General features: G+C 38.9%; 12 protein-coding genes. 3 read left to right on the top strand and 9 right to left on the bottom strand.

Translation table 11 applies throughout. The annotated features are described in order from the left end of the window. Positions 1–119 precede the first annotated feature (119 nt). The 5 genes from aspA to thrC form a co-directional block, all read right to left on the bottom strand. Entirely contained in the window at positions 120–1,529 is a 1,410-nt protein-coding gene (gene aspA / locus QCD85_RS12375) for an aspartate ammonia-lyase (RefSeq protein ID WP_273613236.1), read from the bottom strand. A 199-nt stretch (positions 1,530–1,728) separates the two neighbouring features. After that, positions 1,729–3,024: an arsenic transporter gene (locus QCD85_RS12370; RefSeq protein ID WP_301262791.1), complete on the bottom strand. Its 1,296-nt coding sequence runs from the start codon at positions 3,022–3,024 to the stop codon at positions 1,729–1,731. A gap of 36 nt (positions 3,025–3,060) precedes the next feature. Beyond that, positions 3,061–4,377: an SMI1/KNR4 family protein gene (locus QCD85_RS12365; protein WP_301262790.1), complete on the bottom strand. Its 1,317-nt coding sequence runs from the start codon at positions 4,375–4,377 to the stop codon at positions 3,061–3,063. A 158-nt stretch (positions 4,378–4,535) separates the two neighbouring features. Beyond that, the gene (locus QCD85_RS12360; protein ID WP_273613239.1) at positions 4,536–4,949 is read right to left on the bottom strand and encodes an Rrf2 family transcriptional regulator; all 414 of its coding nucleotides are present in this window, start codon (positions 4,947–4,949) and stop codon (positions 4,536–4,538) included. Positions 4,950–5,191: 242 nt separating this feature from the next. After that, on the bottom strand, positions 5,192–6,592 hold the full coding sequence (gene thrC / locus QCD85_RS12355) for a threonine synthase (RefSeq protein ID WP_274172134.1): 1,401 nt from the start codon (positions 6,590–6,592) through the stop codon (positions 5,192–5,194). Positions 6,593–6,821: 229 nt separating this feature from the next. Here thrC and QCD85_RS12350 point away from each other — a divergent pair, with 229 nt between their 5' ends. Together QCD85_RS12350 and QCD85_RS12345 are read left to right on the top strand one after the other, a co-directional pair. Next, positions 6,822–7,832, top strand: coding sequence for a BMP family lipoprotein (locus tag QCD85_RS12350; RefSeq protein WP_301262789.1), 1,011 nt, complete (start codon positions 6,822–6,824; stop codon positions 7,830–7,832). A 52-nt stretch (positions 7,833–7,884) separates the two neighbouring features. Then, positions 7,885–9,645, top strand: coding sequence for a methyl-accepting chemotaxis protein (locus tag QCD85_RS12345; RefSeq protein WP_301262788.1), 1,761 nt, complete (start codon positions 7,885–7,887; stop codon positions 9,643–9,645). A gap of 109 nt (positions 9,646–9,754) precedes the next feature. Here QCD85_RS12345 and QCD85_RS12340 read toward each other — a convergent pair whose 3' ends face one another. From QCD85_RS12340 to QCD85_RS12325, 4 genes are all read right to left on the bottom strand, one after another. Further along, entirely contained in the window at positions 9,755–10,612 is an 858-nt protein-coding gene (locus QCD85_RS12340) for a formate/nitrite transporter family protein (protein WP_301262787.1), read from the bottom strand. 357 nt (positions 10,613–10,969) lie between these two features. Further along, positions 10,970–11,989: a GTP 3',8-cyclase MoaA gene (gene moaA / locus QCD85_RS12335; protein WP_273613244.1), complete on the bottom strand. Its 1,020-nt coding sequence runs from the start codon at positions 11,987–11,989 to the stop codon at positions 10,970–10,972. A 67-nt stretch (positions 11,990–12,056) separates the two neighbouring features. After that, positions 12,057–12,884: a formate dehydrogenase accessory sulfurtransferase FdhD gene (gene fdhD, locus QCD85_RS12330; RefSeq protein WP_274172131.1), complete on the bottom strand. Its 828-nt coding sequence runs from the start codon at positions 12,882–12,884 to the stop codon at positions 12,057–12,059. Between the two features lie 5 nt (positions 12,885–12,889). Next, positions 12,890–13,240 carry a DUF2294 domain-containing protein gene (locus QCD85_RS12325; protein WP_273616339.1) on the bottom strand — a complete coding sequence of 117 codons (351 nt, stop codon included), beginning with the start codon at positions 13,238–13,240 and terminating at the stop codon, positions 12,890–12,892. A gap of 472 nt (positions 13,241–13,712) precedes the next feature. Between QCD85_RS12325 and fdhF the strand changes: the two genes are divergently transcribed. Then, positions 13,713–16,652, top strand: a complete 2,940-nt coding sequence (fdhF, locus tag QCD85_RS12320; RefSeq protein WP_301262786.1) for a formate dehydrogenase subunit alpha — start codon at positions 13,713–13,715, stop codon at positions 16,650–16,652. The last annotated feature ends 239 nt before the right edge of the window (positions 16,653–16,891 follow it).

Here is a 16,891-nt window from a genome sequence, read left to right as displayed (position 1 = left end):
GCTTATTTATTTTTTATAATATAGGTTTATGCCAACTGATTTTGATTAGAGGCAATGCACAATATTGAATACATCTAATAATAACAAAACATCTTGTTTTGATACGAAAAAGGGCTCTATTATTCTTTATGCAACAATTGCTCGCCTGCAATACCCGGTTCTGTCATTTGATAAGGATCGAGAATAATATTCAATTCTTCTTCTGTCAGTACGTTATAAAGTAAGCACAGTTCACGTACAGGCTTACCGGTCTGAATCGCTTCACGCGCAATCCGTGATACCACTTCATATCCTAGATGAGGATTCAGCGCTGTAATCATCCCTACACTACGCTCTACATATTCACGACAACGATCCACATTCGCTTGAATACCATCGACACAATGCAGACGGAAAACAGTGAATCCTTGCTTCATAATTTCTAAAGATTGCAATAAATTATAGACCAATACTGGCTCCATTACATTCAGTTCCAATTGACCTGCTTCTGATGCAAGACAGATGGTATGATCATTACCAATCACTTGAAATGCAATCTGATTCACTACTTCACACATTACCGGATTGACTTTACCCGGCATAATAGAAGAACCCGGTTGGCGCGCTGGCAGTACCAATTCGCCCAGACCTGCGTATGGCCCAGATGCCATTAAGCGAATATCGTTAGCCACTTTGGACATATTCATCATACAGATTTTGAGAGCAGCCGATACTTCCGTATACGCATCGGTATTTTGAGTAGCATCTACCAGATGATCAGATGCTACTACAGGAAATCCACTAATATCAGCCAGTATTTCAGCTACACGCACAATATAACGCGGATCAGCATTAAGCCCTGTACCGACCGCTGTTGCTCCCATATTGATATGCAGTAAGTTTTCTTTGGTTGCTTCCACACGGCGAATATCCCGTCCTAATACACGAGCATACGATTGAAATTCTTGCCCTAAGCGGATCGGTACCGCATCTTGCAAATGAGTACGTCCCATTTTGATCACTGTATCAAATTCGTCTGCTTTGACCTGAAAAGATTGTTGTAATTCACGCATCGCTACAAGCAATTTTTCGATCATCGATAATGTTGCGATATGAATTGCTGTTGGAAAAGCATCATTGGTCGATTGTGCCATATTCACGTGATTATTCGGGCTAATATCCACATAACTTCCTTTGTCTTTGCCCATAATTTCCAATGCACGATTAGCGATAACTTCATTGGTATTCATATTAATTGATGTGCCTGCTCCACCTTGAATCGGATCAACGATAAATTGATCTTGCCATTGTCCGGCAATAATCTCTTCAGCCGCTTGTACCATCGCTTCCCCTTTAGGGCCATATAGACGCGACAATTCCATGTTTGCAATCGCCGCTCCTTTTTTGACGATCGCCATAGCACGAATTAATTCAGGATGTAGACGTTGTCCGGTAATTGGAAAATTCTCTACCGCACGCATCGTCTGAATACCATAATAAGCTTCATCTGGCACTTGTTTCGTACCCAAAAAGTCTTTTTCTATTCTCACAATTCATTCCTCCGACTGTTTGCCTTTTGTTAAAAACGTCATAGTTGTTCTACATTGACTATTATATGCTTCCATTATAATATACGCCACTACATTCAACCCTTATTTTGTAAACGTTTACAATTTGAAAATAAATCAAACAGCACTGCTTCTTGTTAAGAAACAGTACTGCTTTGAGATCAAGATATTTAGATTTGAATTATACAACCAATAACCATAAGTACAATCCAAGCAATGTAATAAATAACGTTGGAATAGTCAAAATAATTCCGATTTTAAAGTACGTTCCCCATGAGATTTTGATTCCTTTGGTAGCTAATACATGTAACCATAATAACGTAGCTAACGAACCAATCGGTGTAATCTTAGGACCTAGATCCGACCCGATGACATTTGCATATACTAGCGCTTCGCGAATCGGCTCTGAAGTTACCGTCGCTTTGACTGCTAATGCATTAATCAATACTGTCGGTAAATTATTCATGACAGATGATATGATCGCTGCAATAAAGCCCATCCCCATAGTAGCTGCTAACATTCCATGATCAGCAATCTTTTGAATAAGTATCGCTAACAGATCTGTTAAGCCTGCATTACGTAGCCCGTACACCACAACATACATACCGATAGAGAAAAATACGATCGACCACGGAGCATTTTTGAGTACTTCTTTGACAGGCACAATAGGGCTTTTGCGTGCCAGAATTAAGAAGATAATGACTATTACACCAGCAACAATAGAGACTGGAATTTTCAAAAATTCACTCACAAAATATCCGATTAACAATACGATTAATACAATCCATGATAATCGAAACATCCGTACATCTTTAATTGCATCCATAGATGGTTTTAGATGAGTAGTTTCAAACGTACGAGGAATACTTTTGCGGAAATAAAGGTACAATACACCGATACTTGCAATCAATGCGAATAGATTAGGCACTATCATATGCCCTGCATATTGCATAAAGGTAATGCCAAAATAATCAGCAGACACAATATTTACAAGATTACTCACCACTAATGGCAAAGACGTTGTATCTGCTATAAACCCGCCTGCAATAATAAAAGGAAACACTTTACGCTCATCCAGATTCAAAGCCCGTACCATCGCCAGTACAATAGGTGTTAAGATTAAGGCTGCTCCATCATTTGCAAATAATCCGGATACAATTGCTCCTAGAATACCTACATAGATAAACATCCGTACACCGTTACCACGGGAGATATGAGCGACATGCAGTGCTGCCCATTCAAATAATCCTACCCGATCCAAAATAAGCGAAATTAAAATAATACCTACAAATGCTAGCGTAGCATTCCAGACGATCATGGTCACATCCCAGACATCATGAAAGCTAACTACACCTAAAAGAAGCGCAAGTACTGCTCCTCCACAAGCAGACCAACCAATCGATAGATTTCGTGGTTGCCAGATCACAAATGTTAATGTGATTACAAAAATAAGACACGATAATATAACCAAAACCACGTAGTTAGCCTCCACTGTACATCATTCTTTATCTAATTATTCAAGTTGATAGTGATCCAATACATACAAAGCTTCTGCGATAATTCGTTTTTCTTTTTTGATCACTGCTTTGCTCATCACTTGTTCTAATAATACACGCACACTTTCTATTTGTTCAACTGTGTCAAAAGTTTGCTTCAATTCTGTTTGTTTGCCCAGAGCAGAAATAGCGATTTGTTGATGTACATTTTTGCTTTGTAGCCATTCTTTATAATCGTCACTATGAGGACGAGAAGCTGCAAATAGATCATCCCAACCATCATATGGAAAATTCACTCGATCTTTGATCCAACGAATCACTTTACGACTGTGAAAATTCTTCAGCCCTGTGTTAGCTTCATATCCATTGAGTTTGCGTCCTTTTTCCTTTTCTTTTTCTTCGATCTTTTGCCATATCCGCTCTAGTCCTTCATCTTCTGGTAAACAGATTGCTGTCAGATACGCTAGAATATACGAATTGATACGTTGTTCTTCCGGTAAATTCCATAACTCACGCACCCAATCTGCCGCATGATGACGGTTGATTAAGCCTGTATATTCCAGTAACCCATCTTTGATAGATTGATTATGTTCGGTATGAAGCCGTTCAAGCCATGCTTGTAATACATCATCTGGACGGTACTCTGAGAAGGCTTGAATTATAGTATCGTCTACTCCATTCAATTCGGTATAACGAATCAATTGATGAAGATTTTGCTTTGCTTCTTCAAATGTAAAATAAAGATAATCATGAATCCATTGCTTCCACTTCTTCGATTGTTGACTATAGAGATTAAGACCACAGTTATCGATAAAAGGAGTGTATTGCCATTCCTCTGCACCGATTCCACTCAACTCTGTGACTTTATTTAAAAAGTCTGTGAGCGATACTGCTAAAATGCGAAATTCACCTGTCTCATGTCCCCAATGAAATACCATTGGACGCTGAGGATTACTATACAAATCTAACAGCAGTTCATCTCCGTTACCAGCATGATAAAAACATAAATAACGCTTTTGATCGATTTGCTCATCGTCTCCAAAGTCTGAAAACATAATACTTTCGATATTCCAGCCTATATCTCCTGATAGATCAAAAGCTGCTGTCTGTGGATACGTAATCTGCCAGTACATAGTGACTTTTTTACCACCGTCTTGTAACAGACTTCTTAATTCTTCTGGTAAAGTCACTTCTAACTCTTGTTCCATATCAGTGATTTCTTGATCAGTAGCTGGTTCTTCCCACAGTAATGCTGTAGATGCTCCTTTCTGCTCCAACTGGTGCAGTAATTGCTTCCATTGTTGTTGCCATTCGATTAGATTCTGTTGCAGCATTGCTATGTCATCCTTTCCATACTAAAACATTTGATTTTATCATATATGCTTACAAAGAATCTGTAACTGATACAGCTTCTTTTTAGTACCCATTTTAATATAGGCTTAACGCAAACAAAAGATCGCAGACTCATCCTCTGCGATCTACAATGTATAACCTATGAAGAATGAGATGCCATAATTTCAGATTTGATCGAGACATCAATCAACTTTTTGTTTTTGAGATACTCTTCCATCTGACCTTCTGCTTCAATCATAACCTGCTGAATCGCACACTGAGCATTGTTATTTAAGCAACCGGTGAATAAAGAGTTCACCCCTTCAATTGCATGAATAACTTCCAGAAATGAAATGTCTTCACCCTTGCGCTTGAGTCGGTAACCTCCATTTGCACCTGACGCTGATTCGATCAATCCGGCTTTAACCAATTTGGTCAAAATTTTGGACAGATATGTGGGCGATACTGAGAACGTTTCAGCGATTTGTTGAACACCTAACGATTTGTTCACTTCATTTTGAACAAGATATACCATCGTATGCAGTGCATAATTCGTTGCTTTTGAAAATTTCATAAAGACACCTACTTCCAGTGTTTAGCATCATATATTCGTTAGTTTGAGCTTGTTTATTTTTATTACATATAATCAAGATGTATGATGTCTTTTATTTTAACGAACGAAAGAATGACCGTCAATCTGTCTGCTCTTATACCTATAATAAAAACATCCTTTACCTCTAAATCTATAACAATGTTTTACATCATCATAAAGATATAGAGGATAAAAGGATGTGATTGAATGCTATATATGATTTGTTAATCTAACGCATAAAAAGATTCTAATTGACGTACTATCTCTGCTGTATCATGCTCTACTACTTCTTGATATTGAGGTTTGGCGAATAGTTCTTTGATTTCTTCAGGGAACTCTTGCTCAATCTCACACAAGATAATCGCTTCATCAAATTTAGCTGGATGAGCAGTAGCCAATGTAATACAAATCTCATCATCACCTTGATATTTCTCATAAGCTGTAATACCACAAGCGGTATGAGGATCAAGTAGATAATCATGATCGCCTTTGTATTTCAAAATCATATCCAGACATTCCTGATTCGATGCGCCATAAGCTGCAAAGTCACTTTGTACTTTGGCAAGATCATCGCCTGTCATTACGATTTGTCCTTCGCTTTTTAGTACATTCATATATTCAGATACTTTAGCTGCATCTTCCCCTACAAAGTAATACAGATAACGCTCAAAATTACTAGCCACTTGAATATCCATAGAAGGGCTGTACGTACTTCTGAAATCACCAGGCTTGTACTCACCTGTCTGTACAAAACGCTCTAAAATATTATTTTCATTCGTCGCAATAATCAACTTGTTAATCGGTAAGCCCATTTTTTGAGCCAAAAATCCTGAAAAGATATTACCAAAATTACCAGATGGTACGCTAAAGTTGATTTTTTTCAATTGATGCTGTCCTTGATCGATATGCAAGTAAGCATAGAAGTAATAAACCGTCTGTGCTAGAATCCGCAAAAAGTTAATCGAGTTGATTGCACGTAGATGATATTCTTTTTTAAATGCAAGATCACCGAATAGCTCTTTAATGATTTTTTGACAATCATCAAAATTACCTTTTACCGATAAGTTCAGTACATTTTGATCATCTACTGTTGTCATTTGTAATTCTTGTACACGACTAACTTTCTCATGTGGATGCAAAATACAGATTTTAATTCCTTCTTTACCACGTACCCCTTGAATCGCAGCCGCACCGGTATCGCCAGAAGTAGCTCCCAAAATATGAATAATTTCGTTTTGCTTTTTGGATACATAGGAATAAAATTCACCCATAAATTGCAATGCAACATCTTTAAAAGCAAAAGTAGGTCCGTGGAACAATTCCATAATATACAGAGAATCATCAATCTTAGTAATCGGTGTAACTTCAGGATGACGGAAGTTCGCATAACTACGAGTCGCTAAATCTCTCAAATCGTCTGCGGGAATCTCATCATTCGTATAATAAGAAAATATAGTAAGGAATAAATCTACATAACTTAGACTTTTCCATTCATTTAACGTCTCAGGAGCAATCACCGGAATATGCTCGGGTACCATAAGACCGCCATCATCGGCAAGTCCCATCAAAACAGTATCAATAAATCCTTTTGGCTCTACTTGTCCTCTAGTACTGATATACTTCATGCTTCTCCTCCAGTAATAACGAATTCGTATTTTTATTGTCTATCATACCCTGTCACAGTGTCGCATCCAAGCATTAATTTCAAAAAACATATTTTCTAGCTAAATATTAATTTAAATTTGAAATAATTATAGATTCCACAATAAAATTTTATAAACGAAGTTCTACGATTAACCGATATAAGAAAGGAAGTTATTTATTTTGGGATTAGAGAGGAATAGGAGAAGTATTATGAGAAAAAAAACATTTCTGTCTGGATTTACAGCTTTGATCGCAATCATGCTTTTATTAAGTGCTTGCTCTTCTCAGCAAGCGACCACAGAAGCAGCAACAGCGACTACCAAAACTAAAGTAGGTATCGTGCTATCAGATATTGGATTAGGTGACCAATCTTATAGTGATGCGGCTTTTCGTGGGTTGATCAAAGCACGAAATGAAGAAAGTATTATATTTGATTATAAAGAAATTTCTCAGACCAAAACGTATGATGAAGCTTTTAACCAATTAACGAAAGAAGATAACGATGTTATTATCGGACTTGGTTACATCATGAAAGACAGCTTAGAAAAAGCGGCTAAAGCTAATCCCAACAAACAATTTATTATCGTGGACGAAACATCAGAATTGCCTAACGTGGCATCGATTACTTTTAAAGAAGAAGAAGGTAGTTTTTTGGCAGGTGCTGTAGCTGCTATGGCAAGTACATCGAACCGTATTGGATTTATCGGTGGTGTTGAATCCCCGCTATTACACAAATTCCAATCTGGATTTGAACAAGGAGCGCGCTCTATCGATCCTAATGTTTCTTTTGTTACGAATTATACAGGTGATTTTGGTAATCCCGCTGTGGGTTCCAAAGCAGCTAAAGATATGATTGAGAACGACAATGTCGATGTCATTTATACAGTTGCTGGCTTGACTGGAGTCGGTGCGTTACAAGAAGCCCAGACTCAAGGTAAATACGCAATTGGTGTAGATAGTGATCAATTTTTTGTCGCTGAAAAAGCAGTACTGACTTCGATGATCAAAAATGTCGATGTTGCTCTTTATAGCGCATTACAATCGTTTGCCAAAAACAATCACACCTTTAAAGATAAAGATATGGTATTTGGTCTAACCGATGATGGTGTAGGCTTAACTGATATTCATGTTATTCAATTAACCGCAGAACAACAAAAACAATTAGAAGACTTGAAGAAAAAATTAATTTCAGGCGAAATCAAAATCGATTTGACTTCTTAATTAATGAGTACATTATAGCTCCTTAATTTCAAGTAACTACGTGGAGGAACTTATGAAAATACAAGGTAAATTAGTATTAAATGCGATGATTTCGCTAATTGCTTCCTTAATTCTTGTCGCATATATCATTTTCCAATTACTCAATATCAATTCACAAAATAATAATCTTGTACCAGCGATGCTAAATGTTAAACAGCTAGACGGCAATATGGTACAGACTGGGCAAGCTTTGGCTAACTTCTCCTTTACGATGTCAGCTAGTAACAAATCGATTGTAAATACACAGTTGAATCAAACACAAGCTACTATTGATACATTATCAAATGGCATGTTACAGACACCAGAAGAGCAAAAACGTCTGTCCGCAATCGTAACGAAATTCAAAGAATTAAGCGACGCTTCTCAACAAGCATTAACAAATAATGATAGTGCAGAAGCGAAACGTCAAAGTATTCGTATTGAAGGTGTTCAAAATGATATTTATATTTTGAATGAAATTACGCAAGCACGTTATAACGAATACACGAAAGATTTAACCAACAGTATTGATCTAACGTGGCAAATTGCTTTGATCGGTGCAATCTTCTTATTGATTGCTGTCGGTGTATTCAATACATGGACTGCTCGCAAATTCGCACGTCGTACTCAACAAATGAATATTGCAGCACAACGAATTGCAGATGGTGATCTTACAATCAAATTAGCAGAGACTAAAGGTAAAGACGAGTTGGATGATCTGAATCGTTCTTTCCATATTATGATTGATAACTTGCGTAGTATCGTGACTTCGATTGATCAAGCAGGAGTTCGTGTAGACAATATGGCTCAAGATATTGACCGTAGTAACGATGTGATGCAAGAAATTGTGAATCAAGTTGCTACTTCTACTGAAGAGCTAGCTATCGGTAGTCAAAAGATTGCAGAAGATCTTAGCACAACTGTTATGGTTGTCGATGATATGCAACAGAAATTTTCATCTAATCTAGAGACTACTACTGAATCAGCAGCATACAGCGAAGAAGCAATCCAAGCGATTCAACAAGGTAGTCTAGTGATGAAGCAACAATTACAGCTCGTTGCTAACAATCGTTCTGCAATGGCTGAAGTGGAGAAAACGGTCACTGAACTCGAAAAAAATGCAGAACAAATTACAGATATGACCAAGTTAGTCTCTGAAATTGCTTCGCAAACGAACTTGCTTTCCCTTAATGCTTCGATTGAAGCGGCTCGTGCAGGTGAAGCAGGTAAAGGTTTTGCTGTAGTTGCAGATGAAGTGAAAAAGTTAGCTTCTCAATCTGTCACAGCTGTACAACAAATCTTCGCTGCTGTGGATAGTATTACTATTGCTATGAACAAAGTAAAATCTTCTGTCGCTCAAAGTATTGATCTGTTCCAGGAGCAAGAACAAGCTACCAGTTCTACTGATGCTTCATTCGCTGCGATCAGCCAAAAAGTAGGACAGATTGCTGAGCATGTAAGTAAACTCGCTACAGATATGAAAGTGTCTCAAGATATGAGTAATCAAGTGCATCAAGCGATAGAAAATATCAGTGCAATCACTGAACAATCTGCTGCAGGTAGTGAAGAGATTACTGCTTCTACTGTTGAACAACAACGTTCGTTCTTGGAATCCAGTGAAAAAGTGAAAATGCTTCGTCAGATTCGTGAAGAGATGCAACATGAACTGAATCGTTTTCAAATTGATATAAGTGCTGATGAATCGGCTAATACTGAGACATCAAACAATGTTGAACCTATCATTCAACCTTCACCAACTGATTCTACTACGCATAATGAGAAAACTTCTGCTTAATCAGTAACAGATCGTATACTATGCTGTTAAGTAATCTATTCACATCAAAAAAGAAGCATGACCGTATAAACGCGGTTCTGCTTCTTTTTTTGATGTATAACATACAATATTAATGTTTGATATGAACAGTCGATCCGCTCAATCCTTGCTCATGATAGTTGTTCGTATCGCTGACTGCTTCAGGAGACATACTAGCTTCTGTTGTATATCGATACGCTCCGAAATATGCCAACGCGACGAAGATAGCTCCCCCTACTAGATTTCCCAAAAAGACAGGCACAAAATTTTCTACATATTGTGTCCATGTAATATCCGAACCTGCAAAAATAGCGGCTGGAATCACAAACATATTAGCAATAACGTGCTGAAATCCGATAGCAACGAACGCCATAATCGGGAACCAGATCCCTACAAATTTACCGACTGAATCTTTGCTACCATAAGCGAGCCACACTGCCAAACAGACCAACCAGTTACAACCAATCGCCGATACAAAAGCTTCACCAAAACCTTCACCCACTTTGGCATGAGCAATAGCGAGTGTTTTTGCTAAAAAATCGCCTTCTGTTAATCCAACCACATGTCCAAAAAAGTAAGCAACAGCAATAGCACCGATAAAATTAGACAGCAATACCAGTACCCAATTTACCACTACTTGAGATAACGTAATTTTTTTGGCAAACCATGACATCGCCATAACCATCATATTCCCTGTTAATAGCTCTGCCCCTGCAAGAATCGTTAACATAAGACCGACAGGAAACACCGCTGCTCCAAAAAATCCAGTGATCGAACCTAATTCTTTGGGTGCTGTCCCGATCACACGTATATCTGCCAAAAATCCAAGCGAAATAAAAGCGCCTCCAAGAAACCCTAAAATAAGTACTGTCCAGAACGGTAATTTTGATTTTTTGAGACCATTTTCAGCGGTGATATTCATAATTTCTTGCGGGGTGTAAAAAGACATTGTAAACCCTCCATGTTCATCGTGGTTGTTACTCATCGTTGGTATTATCAGTTCAAAAACGCCAAAAAACCACCATTAACAATGCCCTAATATTCCTCTTATATATGGCTAAGCATCAAGAGGGCTAGAGAATAATTAATGCTGGTTAATGCCCTTACAGACTCCTATAAGGATATCAATCAACGGTCGATTCAGGTTTAAAGCAAAAACATCACATGAGTCTGCTTCAAACACATATTGCTACTGCTCATTAAGATTAATCTCGCCTTAGAAATTTGTCAATACTGTGACAACTAAAATTTTGCAATATACAATTCTGCTACATTTTGAAATAAAAAAATAGAAGGGTTGCCCCTTCTATCCTCCAATATGCGACATTTCTACTTTATGACCATTCGGATCATTTTTGTCAGAAGCTAATCCTCGTTCTAACGAATACTGGTCTTTACGATTGGTCCATACCGCTTGTATATAATCGGCAATCTGTTCATCACTACGATCTGAACGCAGCCATTCTCTTAAATCATGACCTTTTGTAGCAAATAGACAAGTGTATAATTTGCCTTCTGCTGACAATCGTGCTCGTGTGCAAGAAGAGCAGAATGCTTCTGTTACTGAAGAAATAAAGCCTACTTCTCCAATACCATCTGCAAATTGATACCGTGTAGCAACTTCTCCATCATAATTTGGCGCAATCGGTTGAAGTGGGAAATGTTCTCCGATCCGATCCAGTAATTCTTGCTTGCTGACTACATGCTGACGATTCCAGCCATTGCTATTGCCTACGTCCATATATTCAACCATCCGCAGAATATGACCTTTTTGCCGGAAATAATCGACCATCGGGACGACAGCATTTTCATTGAATCCTTTTTGTACGACCATATTCACTTTGACTTGAAGTCCCGCTTCTGCCGCCGCATCAATCCCATCAAGCACAGGCTGAACACGACTTCGTCCTCCATTCATCTGTAAAAACATATCGTCTTCCAGACTGTCCAGACTCACAGTGACACGATGAAGCCCGGCTTGTCGCAGACTTACAGCCATACGAGATAACAGACTGCCATTGGTCGTTAGCGAGATATCTTCTGCATCCAATCGAGATAGACGCTCTATAATATTAGGCAAGTCTTTACGCAGTAAAGGTTCTCCGCCGGTAATTCGTAATTTTTTGGCTCCTAATGATACAAATATTTTAGCAATTCTACCGATCTCTTCCTCTGTCAGTACGCTTTCTTTAGGTAAAAAAGAATAATCCTTACCAAAAATTTCTTCTGGCATACAATATCGACAACGGAAGTTACAGCGGTCTGTGACAGAGATGCGTAAGTCTCTTAATATACGATTATGCTGATCTTTTGAAGTCATAGACACCTCTCCATTCCTCACTTATACCGTGTTGCAACGACTTCGAACTGTATATTTATTTTTCGGTTTCCTACTAGAGTATCATAGAATCCGGTGCTATGTCCTGACATTCCAAAATTCTTTGTGAATGTGTATATACATTGCAAGAATCTCCGCGAATAAATCCAACTGTGGTTATACCCAAATGATCGGCTAACTCTAACGCTAACCCTGTAGGAGCAGATTTGGACAAAATCACTTCACAGCCAATCTTAGATACTTTCGTCAAAATCTCGGAAGACATCCTTCCGCTAAATACAATAATTTTACCTTCTAGACTTAGATTCTGCTTTAAGCACCAGCCATAAATTTTGTCCAAAGCATTATGACGACCAATATCACTTCTTGCTACAATAATCCCATCAGGATCACACAAAGCAGCGGTATGCACACCACCGGTATGCTGAAATAATTCTCCACTGTGTTGCACTTCATCCATCAGCCGAAAACAATCTTCAAACGACAACGTAACATTTACTGTATCCATCACTTTGGCTGTACGAGCATCGTTAAAAAAAACAAATCCTTGCCGGCTTGTTCCGCAACATGAAGTGATATAACGCTTCGTAAACAATTGACGGTGCTGAGGTTTCCAGCGATCTGTGCGTACATGCACAAACCCTTCTTCTGGCTGTACCCACAGTTCTTGAATATCGTCATATTGTTTAATGACTCCTTCAGAAGCTAAAAATCCTACAGTCATATCTTCAATATATTCAGGCGTACAGACCAACGTAACAAATTCTTCGCCGTTTACTTTGACTGTAATCGGTTGTTCACGAACAACCTGATCTGTGGTCGTGGTGACTTGCCCGCGCCGATAACGCACAATCGTACGGTCTTGTTGCAATTCTTGATCCATCTGCCTCATCCTTGCTCAATATTTTTTTCAAAAACGAATACAGAGATGGCAAAATCATCTTCCACCTTAATATCGGTAAACAAATGCTGTAGTTTAGAACCGCATAATTCTTCCATTCCATCCGGAACATGCTGATCATATAGCCCTTGAACCATCTGTGTACGTGCACGGTGTACCATTTCTTTGCCTTCAGGAGTAAGAGCAATAAATTTTTCGGTAGGTGTAAAATTACCCCACATTTTAGTAATCGCCATATTATCAACAAAGGTCGTATGAATCCGTTCAGGGCCTTTGCCAAATGTATCTTTACGCACTTTACGTACGATTTCATTGAAAGTTGTTTCTTTTTTCATCAATAATCCTCCTTGCTCTGATGTTTTGATCATACACCTCATTTTGTAGATTTCAACTATTCCAAGCTAGCATATCGTGTTAATTGTGTCTTGAAATTTCACAAAAGAAGAGTATAATTTAGAGTATTCACATTTTCGTCATAATATAATGGGATTGGTCAGTTAGTATGTCATTGCTAAACGATTACTCCACTTTAAAAGTGCTACCTGAAAAGAGGTAGTGATTTTAAGGTGGAGTTTTTTTATGCTCTTTTTTCTATACCCTTTATATGTATCTAATAGATAATAATACATATAAAAGAAATAAAAGTATAAATATTATACTACAATTATCCGTTATCCATTATATTATGCGCTAATGCTGGGCGATATTTTGTTTCACAAAAATCATTTTTGATTTCACTAGAAGAAGCCGCATTTATATTGCCAAATGCTTACATCTAGAAATACAACTGTTAAATAAAGGGGTATCTGCATGAGCGAACAACCTATCAAAATTACAATCAATGGCGAATCGTATGAAGCTGGTTCTGGATTAAGTGTACTGAATGTGATCAATCTTGCTCAAATTGAGCATCCACAAATCTGTTATGTTCCTGAAGTCGATCCTATTCAGACGTGTGATACGTGTATTGTTGAGATCGATGGCAAATTAGCACGTGCCTGTTCGACTATCATTACAGAAGGCATGAATGTGCAGACGGACTCTGTCTCTGCCAAAGCGGCACAAACAGAAGGTATGGATCGTTTACTTGAAAATCATATGTTGTACTGTACCGTTTGCGACAATAATAACGGCAATTGCAAACTCCATAATACGGTCGAAGCGATGGGTATTGAACATCAAAAATACCCTTTCCAACCTAAAGTGCCTACAACCGAAGTGGATATGTCACACCCATTTTATCGCTATGATCCCAATCAATGTATCGCTTGTGGTCAATGTGTAGAAGTGTGCCAGAATTTACAAGTCAATGAGACATTGTCGATCAACTGGGAAGCCGAACGTCCATACGTAATGTGGGATGAAGGCGTTTCTATCAACGAATCTTCCTGTGTAAGTTGTGGGCAATGCGTCACGATCTGTCCATGTAATGCTTTGATGGAGAAATCAATGCTTGGCGAAGCTGGATTTATGTCCGGGATTGGCGAAGAGATGCTGAATCCAATGATTGATCTAATCAAAGATGTAGAACCAGGATACAGCGGTATTTTTGCTATTTCTGAGATCGAAGCAGCAATGCGTGATACACGTACTCGCAAAACCAAAACTGTCTGTACTTTCTGCGGAGTTGGTTGTTCATTTGAGGTCTGGACCAAAGGTCGTGAGATTCTTAAAGTACAGCCTTCTCATGATGCACCGGTAAATGCTATTTCTACTTGTGTTAAAGGTAAATTTGGTTGGGACTTTGTTAACAGTGATCAACGTTTGACCACTCCATTGATCCGTCGTAATGGTGAATTTGTAGAAGCGACATGGGATGAAGCACTGGATCTTGTAGCTGAAAAAATGTCAGCAATTAGCAAAGAACATGGTAGTGACAAATTAGGATTTATTTCTTCTTCCAAAATTACAAATGAAGAAAACTATGTGATTCAGAAATTAGCGCGTCAAGTATTTGAAACGAACAATGTCGATAACTGTTCTCGTTATTGCCAATCTCCTGCTTCCGATGGTCTGATGTCTACTGTAGGTATCGGTGGAGATGCAGGTACGATCAAAGATATCGCCGCTGCTGGTCTGGTTATTCTAATCGGCTGTTCACCGGCTGAAGGTCATCCGGTACTGGCAACTCGTATCAAACGTGCACACAAATTGCATGGTCAACAATTAGTTGTCGCTGATCTACGCAAGCATGAAATGGCTGAACGTGCAGATCTATTTATTCGTCCACAACAAGGAACAGACTTTGTCTGGATTACAGCGATTATGAACTATATGGTTGAACAAGGCTGGCATGCAGCAGACTTTATCCAGCAACATGTTAACCAATTTGATGAATATCTCAAAGCATCGGAACCGTATACACTGGCTTATGCAGAAGAAGTGACCGGAATAGCTCAAGCTGAATTAATCCGAATTGCTGAAATGATTCGTGATGCAGATGGTACTGTTATTTGTTGGGGTATGGGCGTTACGCAAAATATCGCCGGATCACATACATCGGCAGCCATCTCTAACTTGCTGTTAGCAACAGGTAACTATATGCGTCCAGGTGCAGGAGCGTATCCACTTCGTGGTCATAACAACGTACAGGGTGCTTGTGATATGGGTACTTTGCCACCATGGTTGCCAGGTTACCAACATGTCTCTAATGATGAAGCACGTGCTAAATTTGAAAAAGCTTATGGTGTATCGATCTCTTCTGCTCCTGGTAAAGATAATATTGCTATGGTTGATGATATTGCGCGCGGAGAACTTAAAGCGATGTATCTTGTAGGGGAAGATATGGCATGGGTCGATTCCAATGTGAATCATGTACATGAAATGCTAGCTCAACTTGAATTTTTTGTTGTTCAAGATGTATTTTTGTCCAAAACGGCTCAATTCGCAGATGTTGTGTTACCTGCTGCTCCATCACTTGAAAAAGACGGTACATTCTCAAATACCGAGCGTCGTGTACAACGTCTATATCAAGTGCTTGAGCCTTTGGGCGATTCCAAGCCAGACTGGTGGATTACAACCCAACTTGCCAAACGTTTAGGATTCGATTGGGGTTATACTCATCCTTCTCAAATTTTTGATGAAATGGCAAGTCTGACTCCTTTCTTCTCTGGTTGTAATTACGATGTATTGGAAGGTTGGGGAAGCTTCTTATGGGGTTCAAGCACAGGCGAAAGTACACCTTTGCTTTACACCGATGGTTTCCATTTCCCGGATAAAAAAGCTCGTTTCTCTCTCGTACAATATGTTCCTGCGGCAGAGTTCCCGGCTGAATTCGATCTGGTGCTCAATAATGGACGTTTACTTGAACATTTCCATGAAGGCAATATGACGAACAAATCTAACGGAATTAATCGTAAATTGCCGGAAGTGTTTGTTGAAGTCTCTCCTGAGCTTGCAGTAGAACGCGGTGTTGAAGATGGTACACTCGTTCGTCTGGAGTCTCCATATGGAGCGATCAAATTAAGAGCAGTCGTTACTGATCGGGTACGTGGTAATGAAATCTATGTACCGATGCACTCTACTAGTCACGAAACAGCGGTCAATCTGTTAACCGGTTCTGCTGTTGATGTACGTACACATACACCTGCTTACAAGCAAGCTAAAGTACGTATGATGGTCTTAAATGTTAAAGGGGTTAATCCATTACCTTCCTCTAATCCTCGTAACAAAAAACGCCATCCGCAAAATGGTGTTGAGGTGCAACGCAAATGGAATCGTGATGATTATGTTTCTTTGGTGGATATGTAGGTGGGAGGGTTGATGGCGCTTCGTGAGTGAATTGTTCTTGTCGTCGCTGTTGTAACAGAATCCCTTGATTTACCGCTGGGCGGTAGGGATTCTATTACAAAGGCGAGCGCTTCGCTCTTTCAGAACAATCTCACTCCCTTCGCTGGTGCAACTTGGGGTTGTGGAGCAGGGTAAGGCATAGAACCTTTTAAAGAGTTTAGTCCTTAATTGCTTTAGAGAATTTAATAAAGTAGTTTGTT

Source organism: Paenibacillus sp. PsM32, from assembly GCF_030433815.1.
Classification (GTDB): domain Bacteria; phylum Bacillota; class Bacilli; order Paenibacillales; family Paenibacillaceae; genus Saccharibacillus; species Saccharibacillus kyungheensis.
This window is presented reverse-complemented; position numbering and strand designations above follow the sequence as displayed.